This window comes from Bacillus sp. EB V-12, assembly GCF_056158125.1.
Window position 1 is genome coordinate 660,801 of sequence record NZ_JBUXJL010000002.1, and the last position, 15,408, is coordinate 676,208.

Here is a 15,408-nt window from a genome sequence, read left to right on the forward strand (position 1 = left end):
GTGATATTCGTTGTTGCAAAAGGAATAATGAATTGTAAAATAGGAGTAAAAATTTACGGAGAATTGTAAAATTTATAGAGAAAGTTGATATTTATAAGAGTAAAGAAGGGATTGTTTGAATTTACAGAGAATAATACAACAATCCACTTGCTGGAAAGAACAAACCAAAAGAGGTGACTGAAATGCTTGCGATGGGAGTATTATTTGGCATTATTGCTATAATTGGTTTTATGTGGTTATATTATTCGCGTTCGTTTAAACAAGCAGAAGTTTTACTCTTTCAAAAAGGTAGTTTATTGACAAATCAGTCTAGATATTTAGTATGTCCGAAGTGTGGAAGTGCACAGGCCAGAAGTGGAGGATATCAAGAGTGTTGCAAAATTAGATTATGAAAGAAAGGAAGCCTCACATTATTTTGTGAGGCTTCCTTCCTTACAACTTCATGGCGCTCCAAATTGTCCATCGATCTCTTTCAATAATAGGAGAGACGTTTTGTAATGCGGTCTGTATATGTTGTAGAAGTTGAGAAAGTTCATCATCTGTTAACTCATATAGAATAGATCGACCTGTTCGAGGAGATAAATCTTGCAATAATGCTTCTACAGAATCATGTATTTTTCGTATTTCCCATTGTGTTTGTGTGGGAAGTACATGAAGAGAATGTTTTTGTAATTCTGTCTGTATAGTGTTGGTTTTTGGACGTCTTTTTGACTCTATTTCAATAAGTTTTGGAAATAGAGAGAAAAAATATCCGCGAATGTGTTCGGGACTTCCTGGAATTGTACAATCTTCAATTGTTCGATCTTGTAAAATAAGTACACCGTTTTTATTTAATATACGAGAAGCTTCACGTAAAAATGTAGGAATGTCTTGTAAATGATGAATAACTGCACGCGAAATAACTATGTCGAATGTTTCATTAGGGTATGGGATATTATGTGCATCACCGTGGATGAATGAAATGTTTGAAAAGTTGTTACAATTTTCTTTTGCAGCTTGTAATATTTCTTTTGAAAAATCAAGTCCCACAACATTATTGGCTCCCATAAGAGCGAGTTCTTTCGTATAAATCCCACCACCACAGCCGATATCAATTATTTGCTTGTTTTGTATTTCTGTAATGTTTTTTACCATTTCAGCCCAAGAAATATGAGCGTTTCTTGTTGCGTATGTGTACTTATTATTTTCATCATGAAAATTAATGGACATGATAAAGACCTCCTTTCAATGATTAGTATAGCGTATTTAATAGGATGTCACGTTTTTGTTTTATGTATGAAGATTATAAGGATTTCTTATCGTAAGAGGAGGATTAATTTGAAAGGGAAATATGTATTGGTGTTGTTGTTTGTTATGTTACTAGCAGCTTGTGGTCAAGTTGAACCGAAAAAAGAAACAAAAAAAGTAGAAGAGACGGTGAATGAAGTGAAAGAAACAATAGGGGTAACCGTTATACAAAAAAAACATAAAGAGAAAAAGTTGCAGGAATCAGAAGCGAAGTTAGTAATAGACATTTTGAATAAAGCTGAGAAACAAGAAATAACAGGAAGCTTCGGTGAACCTGAATATGAAATACAAATTAGTAGAGATGGGAAAAAAGAAACTTATTATGCATGGTTAAGGGGAGAAGATAGACGAGGATGGGTGCAATATAAGAAAGCTATGTATATGTTGAATGAAAAAGATACGGAAAAGCTTTTGAATATATTTCCAAATGTCTCAGAACAAAAAGAAGATGAGATGCAGGTAAGCCCTTTAACGGAAGTAACAAAAAAAGATTTGCAGATTACCGCGTTTCATATTAAAACAGGCGATCAAAACGTGAATTATACGGTACGGTATACGATTTCACAATCACTATACAATAAGTTAGTGAAGGAGCAAGAATATTATTTGCAACTCAATTTTCCAGAAAAAGTTCAAAAATTAATTGGAGCAAAAGAGAGTGAAATGATTTTAGGTGAAAAAGTAAAGGAAGGGTATAAGCAATATGAATTACATGCTACTGTTCCGATAAAAAGCGCTTCAGAATCACAATTAAAATCATTAGAAACATATTACGAAAGTTATGATTTGAAAATATTAAACAGTGAAAAAGAAAAAATAGGTGTGTTTCAAAATATAATTCAGATTGTTAAAGATTATGGTGAAAAAATGAATTTTCAAAGATAAAGTGAGACTTTAATTAGCCCTTACGGATTGGAATGAATATAAACTCGTCAAATCTATATGACCTTTCCTAGGAAATGATAATAGAGAGGGGAAAGCACCCCTCTCTATTACTTTGCTTTTGTAGATGGCTCATTCATTGATTTTCGTGTAATAAGAAAAGAAATCATAAGAGCGGAAAGGATGACAAGGGCAATAAATACGTGATTGGGCAACAAATCTAATAATAATACGTAACTAACGGTATAAAAAATAAGAGTTGAAGCTAAAAACGATAGAGCACCTATTATAAGAGATTGTAAATTCATTTGTGTACACCTCCTTTTATTTATATTTTTGGCTGAAAATGGATTATATAAACATTATTTCTAACAATAGAAAAAAATATGTCATAATAGAGAAAAGAACAAGCTTTGATGAATGATATGATTCATTAATGAGAGATAAAGGAGAGGAATATGAAAAATAATAAAAAAGGATTATGGGGAATTATTGTTGCGATAGGTCTATTTTTACTGTCTAAGTTAAAGTGGGTATTTGCAATTTTTAAATTAGCAAAGTTTTCAACGGTATTTAGTATGTTTCTATCGCTTGGCGCATACGCAGTTCTATATGGTTGGAAATTTGGAGTGGCGCTCATTTATTTGTTGTTTGTTCATGAAATGGGCCATTTATGGGCTGCGAAAAGAAAGGGGATCCCAACATCGCCAGCAATCTTTATTCCATTTATGGGGGCCCTTATTGGAATGAAAGAGATGCCGAAAAATGCGAAAGATGAAGCTTACATTGCCTATATGGGTCCGCTTTTCGGACTTCTGTCATTTTTACCAGCGATACCGCTTTATATAATGACGAAAGAGCCATTTTGGGCGCTTGTTATTTTGCTTGGAAGTATGATTAATTTCTTTAATTTAATTCCCGTTTCGCCGCTAGATGGTGGGCGAATTATTTCAGTTGTCAGTACTAAAATTTGGGGAGCAGGCCTTATTTTATTACTTGGCTATTCAATTTACTTTAAAAGTATTTTGGGAGGATTTATTGTTATTATCGGTTGTATGGAGTTATATAGAGTAATAAAGAGAGATGAGCCGATTAAGGAATTAGGGCATAAAATTGATGGGATGAAAGAATATGTTACTAGGCTTGAAGAGGAATTAAAAGAAACGGGTGCTGTACATCGGACTATATACGTGATGCATCATGAGATGAATGCATTAAGACAAAGAGAACGGGAAAAAGAGTTACAAATAGGTGAACTTCAAAAAATGGAAGTGTTAGAGTATCTTTTACCGAAGTTCGAACCGTTAGATTATGTTCCATATGAAGATGAAAAAGATGAGTATACAATTCACATAAGGGAAGCATTTGAAGCGTCAGAAAGAAAATTAAATGAATGGAAAACAGAAAAGGAACAACAAGAAAACTATTATAAAGTGGATGCGAAAACGAAATGGACAGTATTTGCTTGTTATATCGGATTAATGGCTATACTCGGTTACACAGCTTATGAAGGATATATTGTTTTACAAGAACATTTGCCAACGAGAAATGTATAGAAAAATATTGTCGAAATGATAGGAAGAATTTATACAGGAATTATATTTCTACGAGAGAAAGTTACAAGTATAGTCATACATTGTAATATTTTTAGTAGAGAAGGAGTTCTGTATATGAAGAAATTGTTAAGTGTATTCGGGATTATTATCGTGATGATCATTGCAAGCTATAGTCTTATGAAAGTGCTGTTACATTATGCGAATAAGCCTGCTGAGGTAAATACAATAGCTCAAATAGAAGATGTGCAAGAAGAGACAAAAGTGCTAAATTTTATTCGAATGACACATGAAAGCTATAATAATTTCTTAAATTACGGTAAAGCAGAGAATTATACAGACGGGGATTGGAATCAATTTAAGCAATGGTTTCAACAACAAGAATCATCGTTAAAAAATATACATACAGAAATAAAGAATGAAAAAATAAAACGCGATGTAAATAGAAGCTATGAAATTGTAAAAAAAGGTGTGGAACTTCAAAATATTGAGTATGTAGTGTATGCCCACCGTGTATATCATGACTTGGATATTATCGTAAATAAATATAGAGGTGAAACGAATATCTGGGGATATACGGAGTTTGGCGATGGGAAAGATATAAAAGTAATTGAACAAGCTATACAAACAAAATAATAAGCTAGCTAGAATTCTAGTTAGCTTATTTTCTTTTGTAAATATAATGTTCATATATTATTCACAAAAACACCGTGTTAATAGTGATTAAAATCACAATCTGCATTATAAGATTCAGTTAAACTAAAAACAGTTAAGGAAATAGAGGAGTGGGATACAATGTTAAGTGCAAAAACAATTGAAATCGTAAAGTCAACAGTACCATTATTACAAGAAAAAGGCGTTGAAATTACAACGAAATTTTATGAAATTTTATTTTCGGAACATCCGGAGTTATTGAATATTTTCAACCATACAAATCAGAAAAAGGGAAGACAACAACAAGCGTTAGCGAATGCTGTTTATGCAGCTGCAACGTACATTGATAATTTAGAAGCTATTATTCCAGTTGTAAAACAAATTGGTCATAAGCATAGAAGTTTAGGTATTAAAGCAGAGCATTATCCGATTGTAGGTACATGTTTACTACGTGCCATTAAAGAGGTCGCAGGTGCACCTGATGAAGTTTTAAATGCATGGGGAGAAGCATATGGTGTCATTGCTGATGCATTCATTAGCATTGAAGCAGAGATGTATGAAGAAGCTGCACATAAAGAAGGTGGATGGAAAGACTTCCGCAACTTTGTGATTGTAAAAAAAGTGAAGGAAAGCGATGTTATTACGTCATTTTATTTGAAACCTGAAGATGGAGGGAAAGTTTCTTCATTCATCCCAGGTCAATATGTAACGATTCAAATCAATATTGAAGGTGAGACATATACACATAATCGTCAATACAGTTTATCCGATGCTCCTGGGAAAGAATATTATCGTATTAGTGTAAAAAAAGAAAAAGGTGTAGATACACCAGACGGTAAAGTGTCTAATTACTTACATGAACATGTAAAAGAAGGAGATGTTTTACCAGTAAGTGCACCAGCGGGAGATTTCGTGTTAAATATGGATTCAACATTACCAGTTGTACTAATTAGTGGTGGAGTAGGGATTACACCGATGATGAGTATGTTAAATACGTTAATTGAACAAGATTCAAAACGTAATGTATATTTTGTTCATGCAGCAATAAATAGTAATACACATGCAATGAAAGAACACGTTAAGGCAGTAGAAAATGAATATGAACAAGTTAAAGCATATACTTGTTATTCTGCACCGACTGAAAAAGATTTAGAAATGAAGAACTTTGATAAAGAAGGTTTCATTGAAAGTGAATGGTTAAAAACTATTATTCCGACAACTGAAGCAGAGTTCTATTTCTGTGGTCCAGTAGCATTTATGAAGCATATAAATGCTGCACTAACTGATTTAAGTGTGAAACAAGAGCATATTCATTATGAATTTTTCGGCCCAGCAACAAGCTTACAATAAGCAAAAAAACGAGGTATTTATTTTACCTCGTTTTTTATTTGTTCTCGTAATAAACGGTTTACTGTTTCACGGCGTATACCTATCAGTTGGCCAATTTCGGTTTGTGTTAATATTTCATATATAGGAATGTCACCTAAATATAGAGTGAACCATTCTTGTAAACGATGAAGACGTTCTTTCGGAGAGACGGTTGTCAATTGATCAATTCGTTGTTGCATCATTCTTAATTTAGATTGCAATTGCATAGCAATGTTAGCATACGATTCGGGATTTGCTTGAAGCCTCTCATACCATTCACTACTAGTGATCGGTTCCACTTCTGTTTTTATTAAAGCGATAGCTGTACCGTGATATTCTTTCGGTGAAATTAAAGAATGATGAGGTATCGTTTCACCTGGAACGATAATATTGAATAAAAATGGTGTTCCGTTTTCTTCTAGCCGAACTACTTTTAATAAGCCTGTTTTTATAAAGTATAAAGGACCGTCCTCGCCTTGACGGAATAGTACATCTCCTTTGTGTAGAATCAATGTTAGCCCCCCATTAATATGTTTCTATTTCTTCTATTTTAGCGTATATGTATATAGACAATATGCTATTTCAACAGCAATTTCATTGACGAAATGTATGCTATTACAGTAGTATACTATTTAGTGTGTAATAGTACTAGCAATGAATACGCTGTAGGGGGTTTAGTATATTGTTAGATGCGATGAGAATGACGGATATGAGAATTCCGGCGAATGCTATCATTCATGTAGAAGAGATGAAAGGTGGAGTCGTTTTATCCGTTGAAGTAGACGGCCAAATTATTTATACGATGGCTTATGATGAAGAAACAGATAGCTATGCTGAATTATATGATCGAAACGATAAGAGGGCGTGCCAAGTACATGAAGACTTCATGGGGTGGTCACTTCTTCATTAAAAAAGATGTCAATATGACATCTTTTTTTATTAAATCGATAGAATATACAAAGAAATGAAATATAAGGATAAAATTTGTAATAATTGATTTTGCATTGTTAGCACTCTGTAACTGCAAGTGAACTATTTTTTCGCTATCATAAAGATAACAGTCGCAGTTATAGGAGTGGTCAACTTGAAGAAAGTACATATTTCAAATTATATGTTATTATGTGTTTGTTTAATTTTATTTGTTCTCCTCGGAGGATTTTTATATTCATGTGTATAAGAAAAACGCATTCTAAAAAGAATACGTTATAAAAGGGAAATAATGATTAATCTAGTTCCAAGAATAATCAACGTAATACGTAATAAATTAATTACGGCGTTACCACTTAGTTTTGTATTAATGTAAGCCCCGATTTTTCCGCCAATCCATGCACCCGGAATCAGGATTAATGCATAAATCCAGCTGACATTTCCAAGTGAGATGTGAGTTGCAGAACTTACAATTGCTGATAGAAATACGATGAACATTGAAGTTGCTACTGCAATATGTGCTGGGAATGCAAAAAGAAGCATCATTGCTGGAACAAGTAAGGCACCGCCACCAATTCCAAATAATCCAGATATAAACCCAACTATAAAGGCGATAAAGATAGCAAGAAACGGTGGGAATTGGTAGTGTACAGTATTTCCATCATTATCTGTAAAAGAACGCTTAATTACAGACGTATTTGAGAGGGAAAGAGGTTTTAATTTGTCTCGAAGCATAAGTAGAATTGAGACGAATATAAGGAAAATCCCAAAGTATAAAGAAAATGTGTCTTGGTTTAAAAATTTATTTGCCCATGATCCGATAATACCACCAGGGCCGCTTCCGATAAATAAAATAAGTCCACTTTTATAATCTACTCGCTTATGCTTCATGTAAGTAAGGGTGGAAGATAGTCCTGTGAAAACGACTGTTACCATAGAAGTCCCTACTGCAAGTTGTGGTGATAAACTGTGTAATCCAATTAATAACGGAACAATAATAATTCCGCCTCCAAGCCCAACTAGGCTGCCGACTGTTCCGGCGATTAGTCCGATGAAAAGTAACATGATGTATTCCAAAATTGCCAACTCCTCTAAATAACTTATCCACCAATTATTATACACGCTTTTTAATGAGAAATAGGCTTGTTCACAAAAAAGTCGTCTTCCTAGAAAAATAAGGAAGACGACTTTTGATTAGAAAACAAAATATAATAGGTAGTAAAACAGAGCAGCTAAAGAAGCTGAAATAGGAAGTGTAATAACCCATGTAATTAACATGCGTTTTGCAGTTCCCCATTTTACCCCTTTCACACGGTGAGAAGCACCAACCCCTAAAATAGAAGAAGAGATAACGTGCGTCGTACTAACCGGTAAGTGAATGAATGTTGCACCGAAAATAACAAGTGATGATGATAAATCGGCAGCTACACCATTTACAGGACGAATTTTCATAATTTGTCCACCGACAGTTTTAATAATTTTCCATCCGCCGACAGAAGTACCAAGCCCCATTGCGATAGCACAAGATAATTGTACCCAGAACGGGATATCGCTAGAAGTATGATAGTTATTAGCCATAAGAGCCATCGTAATGATTCCCATTGCTTTTTGTGCATCATTCGTACCGTGTGTGTAGGCTTGTAATGCTGCAGTGAAAATCTGGAATATACGGAAGTTCTTATTCGTTTTTGTTAAGTTAAAGTTTTTAAATACTACTTTAAAAATACTGTATACGGTATAACCAATAACGAAAGCGATAATCGGTGAAATGATTAAAGCTTCAATAATTTTAATAAATCCTTTAAGATTTAGCGAGCTAATCCCAGCGGCCGCAATTGCTGCACCTGCGATTGAGCCGATAATTGCATGCGAAGAACTACTTGGAATACCGTAGTACCAAGTAATTAAGTTCCAAGCTATTGCCGCAAGCAAAGCAGCTAAAATTACAAGAGAACCATTTTGTAAGGCGAATGGATCAACGATATCTTTTGTAATCGTTTTTGCTACACCTGTAAATGTCATTGCGCCTAAAAAGTTCATAATAGCCGCCATAATAATGGCATGTCTAGGCTTTAGAGCTTTCGTTGAAACAGCCGTTGCAATAGCGTTTGCTGTATCGTGAAATCCATTGATAAAGTCAAAAGCTAAAGCGCAAATGACTACTAAAACGGTCAGTATCAAGAGTGTATCCATGATCAAACTCCTTACGCGTTCTTCATAATAATTGTTTCTAATACGTTTGCAACGCTTTGACAGCTATCAGCTACTTCTTCAAGCTCTTCGTAAATCTCTTTAAATTGAATAATCTTAATCGGATCTTTTTCACGAGAGAATAAGTTCTTAATCGCATGACGGCGAATATCATCACACTGTGATTCATAATCCTTAATCTTAATCGCATTTGTACGAATGTCGACTAATTTTTTGTTAGACATTAATTCAACAGAGTTTGCAATCTCAATCGCACATTGATTAATTGCTTCTACGAATTTAATCATGTATTCATCAGCTTCTGTAATAGAATACATTTCGAACAGACCAGCACTGTGATCTAATCCGTCTAATACATCATCCATACTCATTGCAAGTTGTAGGATGTCCTCACGCTCAATCGGAGTGATAAACGCTTTGTTTAACTCCATAATGATTTCGTGAATAAATGAGTCACCTTTTGACTCATACTCTTTCATGCGCATAGAAAACTCTTTTAAATCGCTAGCATTTTTAATTTTATACTCCACGAAAAACTGCGCGCCTTCTTTTAAATTTTCGGAAACATTCATTAACATTTCAGAAAATTTATCTTTTTTTGATTTAAAGACCATTATTGTTACCCCCACAAAAGTAATATATGTAAAATATATTGGCTAATCAATTCTAACAAAAAACTGTCGTTTTTTAAAACATTTTATCGAAAAGTTTACAAAAACTTAACATAACTCTCGTTGTTCTATTAATAATATTAATATCCAATAGTGAATATCTTACTTGTAGAATGTCCTTTTCTTGCAAAAAGTATGAATGCAAAAGAAAAGCTTTACACTATAGGAATGACTACGTTATTATAATAAATTTAAAAGGCGGTATATTCTTCCTTTTAAAAAGAAGAGTGTAAATAAATGAAGGAAGTGAACGAATGAAATTGAAGAACACTCATTTTAAAAAAATGCTTGAGTGGTTCAATAAGAGGAAGAAACTTCGTAATTCATTAATTGTATTGGGAAGTGTATTCGTTACTCTATTTATTGCTGTAAATATAATAATTTCCATTCAAGACATATCTGAATTAAAACAAGCTGTTCCACAACCGACTTTAATTTATGATGCAAATAATGAGGTCGCAACTAAATTAGCTTCTTCGAAAACAGAAGGCGTTAAAAGAAAAGATATTCCTGATATTATGGTTCAGGCAATTGTTGCAGTAGAAGATAAGGAATTTTTTAACCATCATGGTATTTATTATAGTGGAATTATAAGTGCGGTTTTTAAAAATATTACAGCAGGAGAAGTTGTAGCTGGGGGAAGTACAATTACACAGCAGCTTGCGAAGAATGTATTTCTGACACAAGATCGTACATTTTCTCGTAAAATAAAGGAATACTTTTTAACAAAAAAAATAGAACGTACTTATACAAAAGATGAAATTATTGAAATGTATATGAATCAAATTTATTTTGGGGAAGGTGCTTGGGGGATAAAGAGGGCAGCTAAATCTTATTTTGATAAAGAGGTAAAAGATTTATCAATTTCAGAAGCTGCAACGATTGCGGGATTAATTAAAGCGCCGTCTGCGTATTCGCCTTATAAAAACTTTAATAAATCAATTGAACGACGTAATGTCGTATTAAGTTTAATGAAAGAGCAAGGGTATATTTCTGACGAACAGTATAATAAAGAAAAAGAGTCAGGCCTTGTATTAAAACGTGGGGTTGATGATAAATACAAAGGTAAATACTCCCAATATGTAGACTATATAGTTAGGGAAGCGATGGATAAGTATGAATTAACACAAAATGAAATTTTAGCAGGTGGTTATCGTATTTATACAGAGCTTGACCCGAAAAAGCAACAAGCTGTAGAAGATGTTGTGAATAATGATAGTTATTTCAAAGATAGTGGCTCAGATCAACTTATGCAAACGGGTGTAGTCCTTATAAATCCCAAAACAGGCGGTGTTCCAGCTTTAGTTGGTGGTAGAGGACCATATCAGTTTTTACAATTTAATCATGCTACGCAATTAAAAAGACAACCAGGTTCAACGTTAAAGCCTCTAGCTGTATATGTACCCGCTTTAGAACAAGGGTATGAAGTATACGATATATTAAAGGATGAACCATTTCATATTAAAGAATATGAACCGAAAAATAGTGATCAGGCTTTTCATGGTAATGTGACAATGTATGAAGCGGTAGCAAAGTCGTATAATGTTTCCGCTGTGTGGCTATTAGAACAAATAGGATTAGATAAAGGATTGAAATCTTTAGAGCGATTTGGTATTCCATTAGTACCAGAAGACCGTACGTATCCAATTGCTTTAGGTGGGATGCATGTAGGGACATCACCATTTGTAATGGCCCAAGCATATAGTACATTTGCTAATGATGGGGTTCAAGTAGAGGCTCATGCAATTAGAGAAGTTCAAAATGCTGAAGGAGAAATAATAGGGAAATGGTATAAGAAAGAGACACGAGTGACGAGTGAGAAAATTGCTCAAAAGATGACGTATTTATTAAAAGGTGTTGTAGAAAAGGGAACAGGTGGAAAAGCGAAAGTTACTAATGTTGATACAGCAGGAAAGACAGGGACTACTCAACTTGTAAATGGTCCGAGCGTAGGGGCAAAGGACTCGTGGTTTGTAGGATACACACCAGATTTAGTAGGTGCGATTTGGGTAGGATATGACAAAACAGATAGCGAGCATTATGTTCCAGGTGGTAGTCAAATTACAACGACGATGTTCCGGGATATCATGAAAAAAGCAAATGCAAACCCAGCCCAAAAAGCGTTCCAATTGTCGTTAATATCTGAAGCGGACTATAAAAAACAATTGCAAACAATTGAAGAAGAAAAGCGAAGAAAAGAAGAAGAAAAGAAAAGGCAAGAAGAAGAACAACAAAGGAAAAAAGAACAGCAAGAGTGGTTTAATAAAGTGAAAGAGTGGATTCCATCATTATGGTAAAAAAAGAGGCGAATTTCGTTATTCGCCTCTTTCTCATGTGAAAAATAAAGTTTGCTCATAATTTGTGAGGTAAATGCTACTATTCATTAAGAGTAATGTTCGTACTGCCAAAGGATTGGGAATCGTATGTGATGATTATTGTTCCTTTACTAATCGGTTCGTATAGTAATTCTTCTTCATAACTACCATTATTTTCATTATGGATAGACAGCGTGATTTCATCAATTCCTTTATTTGTATATTGATTTTTAATCGTTTCAGCAATTTGAAGTAGAGTTTCGTAACTAGGAGCTTCCGTAATAAGCATTCCTTTTATAACTTTTTTTTCATTATTTGTGGAATTGGAATAAAGGATGTTGTTTTGTTTCGTATACAAAAGTGTGTATGGAACTGTTTTTCTCTCTGCTTTTGAAATAGTGGAATATTTTAGAGTTAAAAAAAATCCTACACATAAAATAATGCATATCATAAGAGCAAACCAAATGCGTATTAGTGACATAACTCTCATTTTCATCCCTCTTTCATATCTTTGACTTCATTATTTATCATACAAAAAGAGGATTAAGATAGAGTAAATTTGAGGTAAAGAAACGTAAAGAAGGAGCACTTATCCTCCCAAATAAGTGCTCCTTTTTATTAAAAGAGAGATTTAATAGTCAATCAAAATCACATCTATTACTTATAAATGTGCCTAGTCCTCCCAAAATATTTTCGGAAATTGTGGTTAGTAAATTCGGAAGACAGATAGTGTCGCAGTTGTATCGCCCGCAGGTCCTTGTTGAGGCCCTTGAGCACCAGTAGTCCCCGTAGTTCCTCCGCCTAGGCAACCAGATCCATATTGAACTAGAATAGCTTGACCAAGAGTTTGAAGAAGTCTAACAAATTCTGTAAGTTCTGACTTAGGGATGTTAATGTGACTGCAAGTTCTGACTTCACAACAATCATTACCATAAAATACTTTTCCTTTATTTTTATTGTTCATCTTTTCATTCTTTTCTTTCATAGAATCATTAGTCATTACTATATATTAAAATGAAATTTATACTAAATTCGTGATGGACAAACTACCATTTCTAAAAAAATAAGAAATTGGCCCACCTAGAAAGAAATAAGTAAGATATAGAGAAAGGTTTATATAATGTAAAGAAGAAAAGTGCAACATAAAAAACTACATGCTAATTGTTGGGAGTGTTTAACAATTGGCATGTAGTTCGTGCATTAGTCCTTTATTTACATTGATTTAATTTTTCAAGGGTTGTTTTAGGTAAGATTGGAATAGAAATAGTGAAAGTTGTACCGTTTGAAGCACTAGTCATTTTGAGCGTGCCGTTATGATTTTGGATGATTTTTTTTGTTACTGACAAGCCTAGTCCTGTTCCCGAATCCTTCGTTGAGAAGAATGGATCAAAGATATATTCTTGAATAGCTGGAGGAATACCAATTCCATTATCTGTGAAAGTAATCCGAACGAAGTTATCAAGGCGATAACTAGTAATTTGAATAGAAAGAGGTTCGTCGCCTTGAGCATCGACGGCATTTTGAAATAGATTTAAAAACACTTGAACAAGTTCATGTCGATCAATATTGACTAAAATATCATCTAATTCATTAGAGAAGTTATAATCAATTGAAATATTATGCAAGGAAACTTCACTAACTAGTAACTGTTGAATATACTCACGTAAAAATGTATTAATGGGAAAGGGTTCTCTTTTAAATTCACGTGTTTTTGAAAGAGATAAAAATTTTGTAATGATACTATTTGCTCGATCTAATTCAGGAATAAGTAAATTTTTAAATAGTTCTTTATTAGATGGAGAAACACTTTCTTGTAAAAATTGTAAATATCCTCGTACTGTTGTAAGAGGATTTCGTACTTCGTGTGCAATTCCAGCTGCGATTCGCCCTGCTAACGAAAACTTCTCTGCATCACGTTCTGTATTTAAATAATGAAAGACACTAATAACTCTAAAAATCTCCCCGTTATAATCACGAATAATTCGGTTATTTATAATGCCATAGTTTTTGTCTAAAACTTCTTCATTATATATTTCTGTTCCCGTTTTTAATGTTTCAATCGCTTTAATTTTTTCTTCCGGCAAGTTTAGTAATTGTTGAATCGGTTTTCCGATAATATCATTTCGTATTACACCGAAATCATCTGCAGCAACTTGATTACATAAAGTAATATTCCCTTTATTATCGACAAAGGTTACATGATGTGAAAAGGCATCAAAAATATGTACAAAGTGTTTTTCGAGTTGTTCAAATAAAAATAATGAATCACAAGTAAGTTGAAAATGAGCCTCTTTATTCTCTTTTGGTATTTCTTGAATGGAATGGGTTGTTCTAGTTTTCTTTATTCGTAAACCAATATGTGGATTTTTGTATGTGAAATGATGTGGTAATTGATTCACAAGTTCTTCATAAAAACGTACTTTATTTTCTAGTTCTTCAATTCGTTTTTCATGAGATACAGTAGCATCGTTTGGAAGCATAAATAAATAACCCCTCATTTTAAAAATTCTTCCATATAGTATATCATATTTTTATAAGGATACTCTTAAAGAAAAGGCTACATGATGCAAAGTGTTTGGAAAGTGAATAGAAGATGAAGTTAAAAAGGGAGGGGTATATGTGCTGTTTATTGGAGTGACAGGATGGGGAGATCATGATTCTTTATACATAAATCCCTATGAAAATAGAAATAAATTACGAACATACAGCGAGTATTTTCCTATAGTAGAAGTGGATAGCTCATTTTATGCGATGCAACCTGCACGAAACTATACAAAATGGGCAATGGAAACACCGAAAGATTTTTCTTTTATCGTAAAAGCATATCAAGGAATGACAGGACATATGAAAGGTGAAATTCCTTTTTCTACGTTCGATGAGATGTTTGATGTATATAAACAATCTATTCTTCCTTTAATTGAAGCTGGTAAATTAAAAACGATTTTATTTCAATATCCACCATGGTTTGATTGTAAAAAGAAAAATGTAGATTTTCTCCGATATACAAAAGAAAAAATGGAAGGTTTACCATGTGCAATAGAATTTCGAAATCAAACATGGTTTTATCCAGAAATGAGAGATAGGACGTTACAGTTTCTAGAACAAGAGAAATGGATTTATACAATTTGTGATGAACCACAGGCTGGGATAGGTTCTGTGCCACTCGTGTTAGAGGTTACGAATTCAGACATGGCATTAATACGTTTTCACGGTCGAAATGTTCATGGTTGGCTTGATAAAGGGGAAAACTGGAGAGCGGTTCGCTGTTTATATCGCTACAACAATAAAGAATTAGAAGAATGGGTAGAAAGACTAGAACAATTAAAAAAGAAGACAAAGGACATATACGTACTGTTTAACAACAATTCAGGTGGGGATGCAGCAGATAATGCGAAACAGCTTATGAAAATGATGAACATTACATATGGTGAGCCGAAGCCGGAGCAATTAAATTTTTTTGAATGATAATAAACAAGAAAGGCACTGTACAAACAGGGGGAATGTACAGTGCCTTTCTATATGAAAAAGAGGGGTAACAAT

General features: G+C 33.6%; 17 protein-coding genes. 8 read left to right on the forward strand and 9 right to left on the reverse strand.

Going from position 1 to position 15,408, the window contains the following annotated elements; translation table 11 throughout:
• Positions 1-182: 182 nt before the first annotated feature.
• Positions 183-392 (forward strand): hypothetical protein, encoded by a 210-nt coding sequence (locus ACZDYH_RS10045; RefSeq protein ID WP_000880630.1) that lies wholly within the window; start codon positions 183-185, stop codon positions 390-392.
• 40 nt (positions 393-432) lie between these two features.
• On the opposite strand, the gene ACZDYH_RS10050 is transcribed toward ACZDYH_RS10045, so the two are convergent.
• Entirely contained in the window at positions 433-1,209 is a 777-nt protein-coding gene (locus ACZDYH_RS10050) for a class I SAM-dependent methyltransferase (protein WP_000026285.1), read from the reverse strand.
• A gap of 108 nt (positions 1,210-1,317) precedes the next feature.
• Here ACZDYH_RS10050 and ACZDYH_RS10055 point away from each other — a divergent pair, with 108 nt between their 5' ends.
• Positions 1,318-2,172, forward strand: a complete 855-nt coding sequence (locus ACZDYH_RS10055; RefSeq protein WP_474886280.1) for a YhfM domain-containing protein — start codon at positions 1,318-1,320, stop codon at positions 2,170-2,172.
• Positions 2,173-2,279: 107 nt separating this feature from the next.
• Here ACZDYH_RS10055 and ACZDYH_RS10060 read toward each other — a convergent pair whose 3' ends face one another.
• Positions 2,280-2,477, reverse strand: coding sequence for a hypothetical protein (locus ACZDYH_RS10060; RefSeq protein WP_001053357.1), 198 nt, complete (start codon positions 2,475-2,477; stop codon positions 2,280-2,282).
• Positions 2,478-2,627: 150 nt separating this feature from the next.
• Here ACZDYH_RS10060 and ACZDYH_RS10065 point away from each other — a divergent pair, with 150 nt between their 5' ends.
• The 3 genes from ACZDYH_RS10065 to hmpA all read left to right on the forward strand — a co-directional run bounded on the left by ACZDYH_RS10065 (position 2,628) and on the right by hmpA (position 5,726).
• Entirely contained in the window at positions 2,628-3,725 is a 1,098-nt protein-coding gene (locus tag ACZDYH_RS10065) for a site-2 protease family protein (RefSeq protein WP_000794491.1), read from the forward strand.
• A 114-nt stretch (positions 3,726-3,839) separates the two neighbouring features.
• Positions 3,840-4,358 (forward strand): hypothetical protein, encoded by a 519-nt coding sequence (locus ACZDYH_RS10070; RefSeq protein ID WP_000735526.1) that lies wholly within the window; start codon positions 3,840-3,842, stop codon positions 4,356-4,358.
• Positions 4,359-4,517: 159 nt separating this feature from the next.
• Positions 4,518-5,726 (forward strand): NO-inducible flavohemoprotein, encoded by a 1,209-nt coding sequence (gene hmpA / locus ACZDYH_RS10075; RefSeq protein WP_434713883.1) that lies wholly within the window; start codon positions 4,518-4,520, stop codon positions 5,724-5,726.
• A gap of 17 nt (positions 5,727-5,743) precedes the next feature.
• Here hmpA and ACZDYH_RS10080 read toward each other — a convergent pair whose 3' ends face one another.
• The gene (locus ACZDYH_RS10080; RefSeq protein ID WP_000600589.1) at positions 5,744-6,256 is read right to left on the reverse strand and encodes a Crp/Fnr family transcriptional regulator; all 513 of its coding nucleotides are present in this window, start codon (positions 6,254-6,256) and stop codon (positions 5,744-5,746) included.
• 170 nt (positions 6,257-6,426) lie between these two features.
• On the opposite strand from ACZDYH_RS10080, the gene ACZDYH_RS10085 reads away from it, so the two are divergent.
• Entirely contained in the window at positions 6,427-6,654 is a 228-nt protein-coding gene (locus ACZDYH_RS10085; RefSeq protein ID WP_000883009.1) for a hypothetical protein, read from the forward strand.
• Positions 6,655-6,947: 293 nt separating this feature from the next.
• Here the strand turns inward: ACZDYH_RS10085 and ACZDYH_RS10090 are convergent, their stop codons facing one another.
• From ACZDYH_RS10090 to ACZDYH_RS10100, 3 genes are all read right to left on the reverse strand, one after another.
• Entirely contained in the window at positions 6,948-7,748 is an 801-nt protein-coding gene (locus ACZDYH_RS10090) for a sulfite exporter TauE/SafE family protein (RefSeq protein WP_000455762.1), read from the reverse strand.
• 117 nt (positions 7,749-7,865) lie between these two features.
• Positions 7,866-8,864: an inorganic phosphate transporter gene (locus ACZDYH_RS10095; RefSeq protein ID WP_474886286.1), complete on the reverse strand. Its 999-nt coding sequence runs from the start codon at positions 8,862-8,864 to the stop codon at positions 7,866-7,868.
• A gap of 11 nt (positions 8,865-8,875) precedes the next feature.
• The gene (locus ACZDYH_RS10100) at positions 8,876-9,496 is read right to left on the reverse strand and encodes a DUF47 domain-containing protein (RefSeq protein ID WP_000231449.1); all 621 of its coding nucleotides are present in this window, start codon (positions 9,494-9,496) and stop codon (positions 8,876-8,878) included.
• A gap of 311 nt (positions 9,497-9,807) precedes the next feature.
• Here ACZDYH_RS10100 and ACZDYH_RS10105 point away from each other — a divergent pair, with 311 nt between their 5' ends.
• Positions 9,808-11,850, forward strand: coding sequence for a transglycosylase domain-containing protein (locus ACZDYH_RS10105; protein ID WP_086385526.1), 2,043 nt, complete (start codon positions 9,808-9,810; stop codon positions 11,848-11,850).
• Between the two features lie 79 nt (positions 11,851-11,929).
• Here ACZDYH_RS10105 and ACZDYH_RS10110 read toward each other — a convergent pair whose 3' ends face one another.
• The 3 genes from ACZDYH_RS10110 to ACZDYH_RS10120 all read right to left on the reverse strand — a co-directional run bounded on the left by ACZDYH_RS10110 (position 11,930) and on the right by ACZDYH_RS10120 (position 14,348).
• On the reverse strand, positions 11,930-12,358 hold the full coding sequence (locus tag ACZDYH_RS10110; protein WP_166694834.1) for a hypothetical protein: 429 nt from the start codon (positions 12,356-12,358) through the stop codon (positions 11,930-11,932).
• 216 nt (positions 12,359-12,574) lie between these two features.
• Positions 12,575-12,853 carry a hypothetical protein gene (locus ACZDYH_RS10115; RefSeq protein ID WP_025689010.1) on the reverse strand — a complete coding sequence of 93 codons (279 nt, stop codon included), beginning with the start codon at positions 12,851-12,853 and terminating at the stop codon, positions 12,575-12,577.
• Positions 12,854-13,076: 223 nt separating this feature from the next.
• On the reverse strand, positions 13,077-14,348 hold the full coding sequence (locus ACZDYH_RS10120; protein WP_166694835.1) for an ATP-binding protein: 1,272 nt from the start codon (positions 14,346-14,348) through the stop codon (positions 13,077-13,079).
• A 139-nt stretch (positions 14,349-14,487) separates the two neighbouring features.
• Here ACZDYH_RS10120 and ACZDYH_RS10125 point away from each other — a divergent pair, with 139 nt between their 5' ends.
• Complete coding sequence (locus ACZDYH_RS10125; RefSeq protein ID WP_166694836.1) at positions 14,488-15,333, forward strand: DUF72 domain-containing protein; 846 nt, start codon at positions 14,488-14,490, stop codon at positions 15,331-15,333.
• The last annotated feature ends 75 nt before the right edge of the window (positions 15,334-15,408 follow it).

Bases quoted from the DNA above. Each gene is read 5' to 3' on its own strand.
- ACZDYH_RS10050 (WP_000026285.1), bottom strand. From the start codon at position 1,209: ATGTCCATTAATTTTCATGATGAAAATAATAAGTACACATACGCAACA.
- ACZDYH_RS10070 (WP_000735526.1), top strand. From the start codon at position 3,840: ATGAAGAAATTGTTAAGTGTATTCGGGATTATTATCGTGATGATCATT.
- ACZDYH_RS10060 (WP_001053357.1), bottom strand. From the start codon at position 2,477: ATGAATTTACAATCTCTTATAATAGGTGCTCTATCGTTTTTAGCTTCA.
- ACZDYH_RS10065 (WP_000794491.1), top strand. From the start codon at position 2,628: ATGAAAAATAATAAAAAAGGATTATGGGGAATTATTGTTGCGATAGGT.
- ACZDYH_RS10100 (WP_000231449.1), bottom strand. From the start codon at position 9,496: ATGGTCTTTAAATCAAAAAAAGATAAATTTTCTGAAATGTTAATGAAT.
- ACZDYH_RS10095 (WP_474886286.1), bottom strand. From the start codon at position 8,864: ATGGATACACTCTTGATACTGACCGTTTTAGTAGTCATTTGCGCTTTA.
- ACZDYH_RS10045 (WP_000880630.1), top strand. From the start codon at position 183: ATGCTTGCGATGGGAGTATTATTTGGCATTATTGCTATAATTGGTTTT.
- hmpA (WP_434713883.1), top strand. From the start codon at position 4,518: ATGTTAAGTGCAAAAACAATTGAAATCGTAAAGTCAACAGTACCATTA.
- ACZDYH_RS10110 (WP_166694834.1), bottom strand. From the start codon at position 12,358: ATGAGAGTTATGTCACTAATACGCATTTGGTTTGCTCTTATGATATGC.
- ACZDYH_RS10115 (WP_025689010.1), bottom strand. From the start codon at position 12,853: ATGAAAGAAAAGAATGAAAAGATGAACAATAAAAATAAAGGAAAAGTA.
- ACZDYH_RS10120 (WP_166694835.1), bottom strand. From the start codon at position 14,348: ATGCTTCCAAACGATGCTACTGTATCTCATGAAAAACGAATTGAAGAA.
- ACZDYH_RS10105 (WP_086385526.1), top strand. From the start codon at position 9,808: ATGAAATTGAAGAACACTCATTTTAAAAAAATGCTTGAGTGGTTCAAT.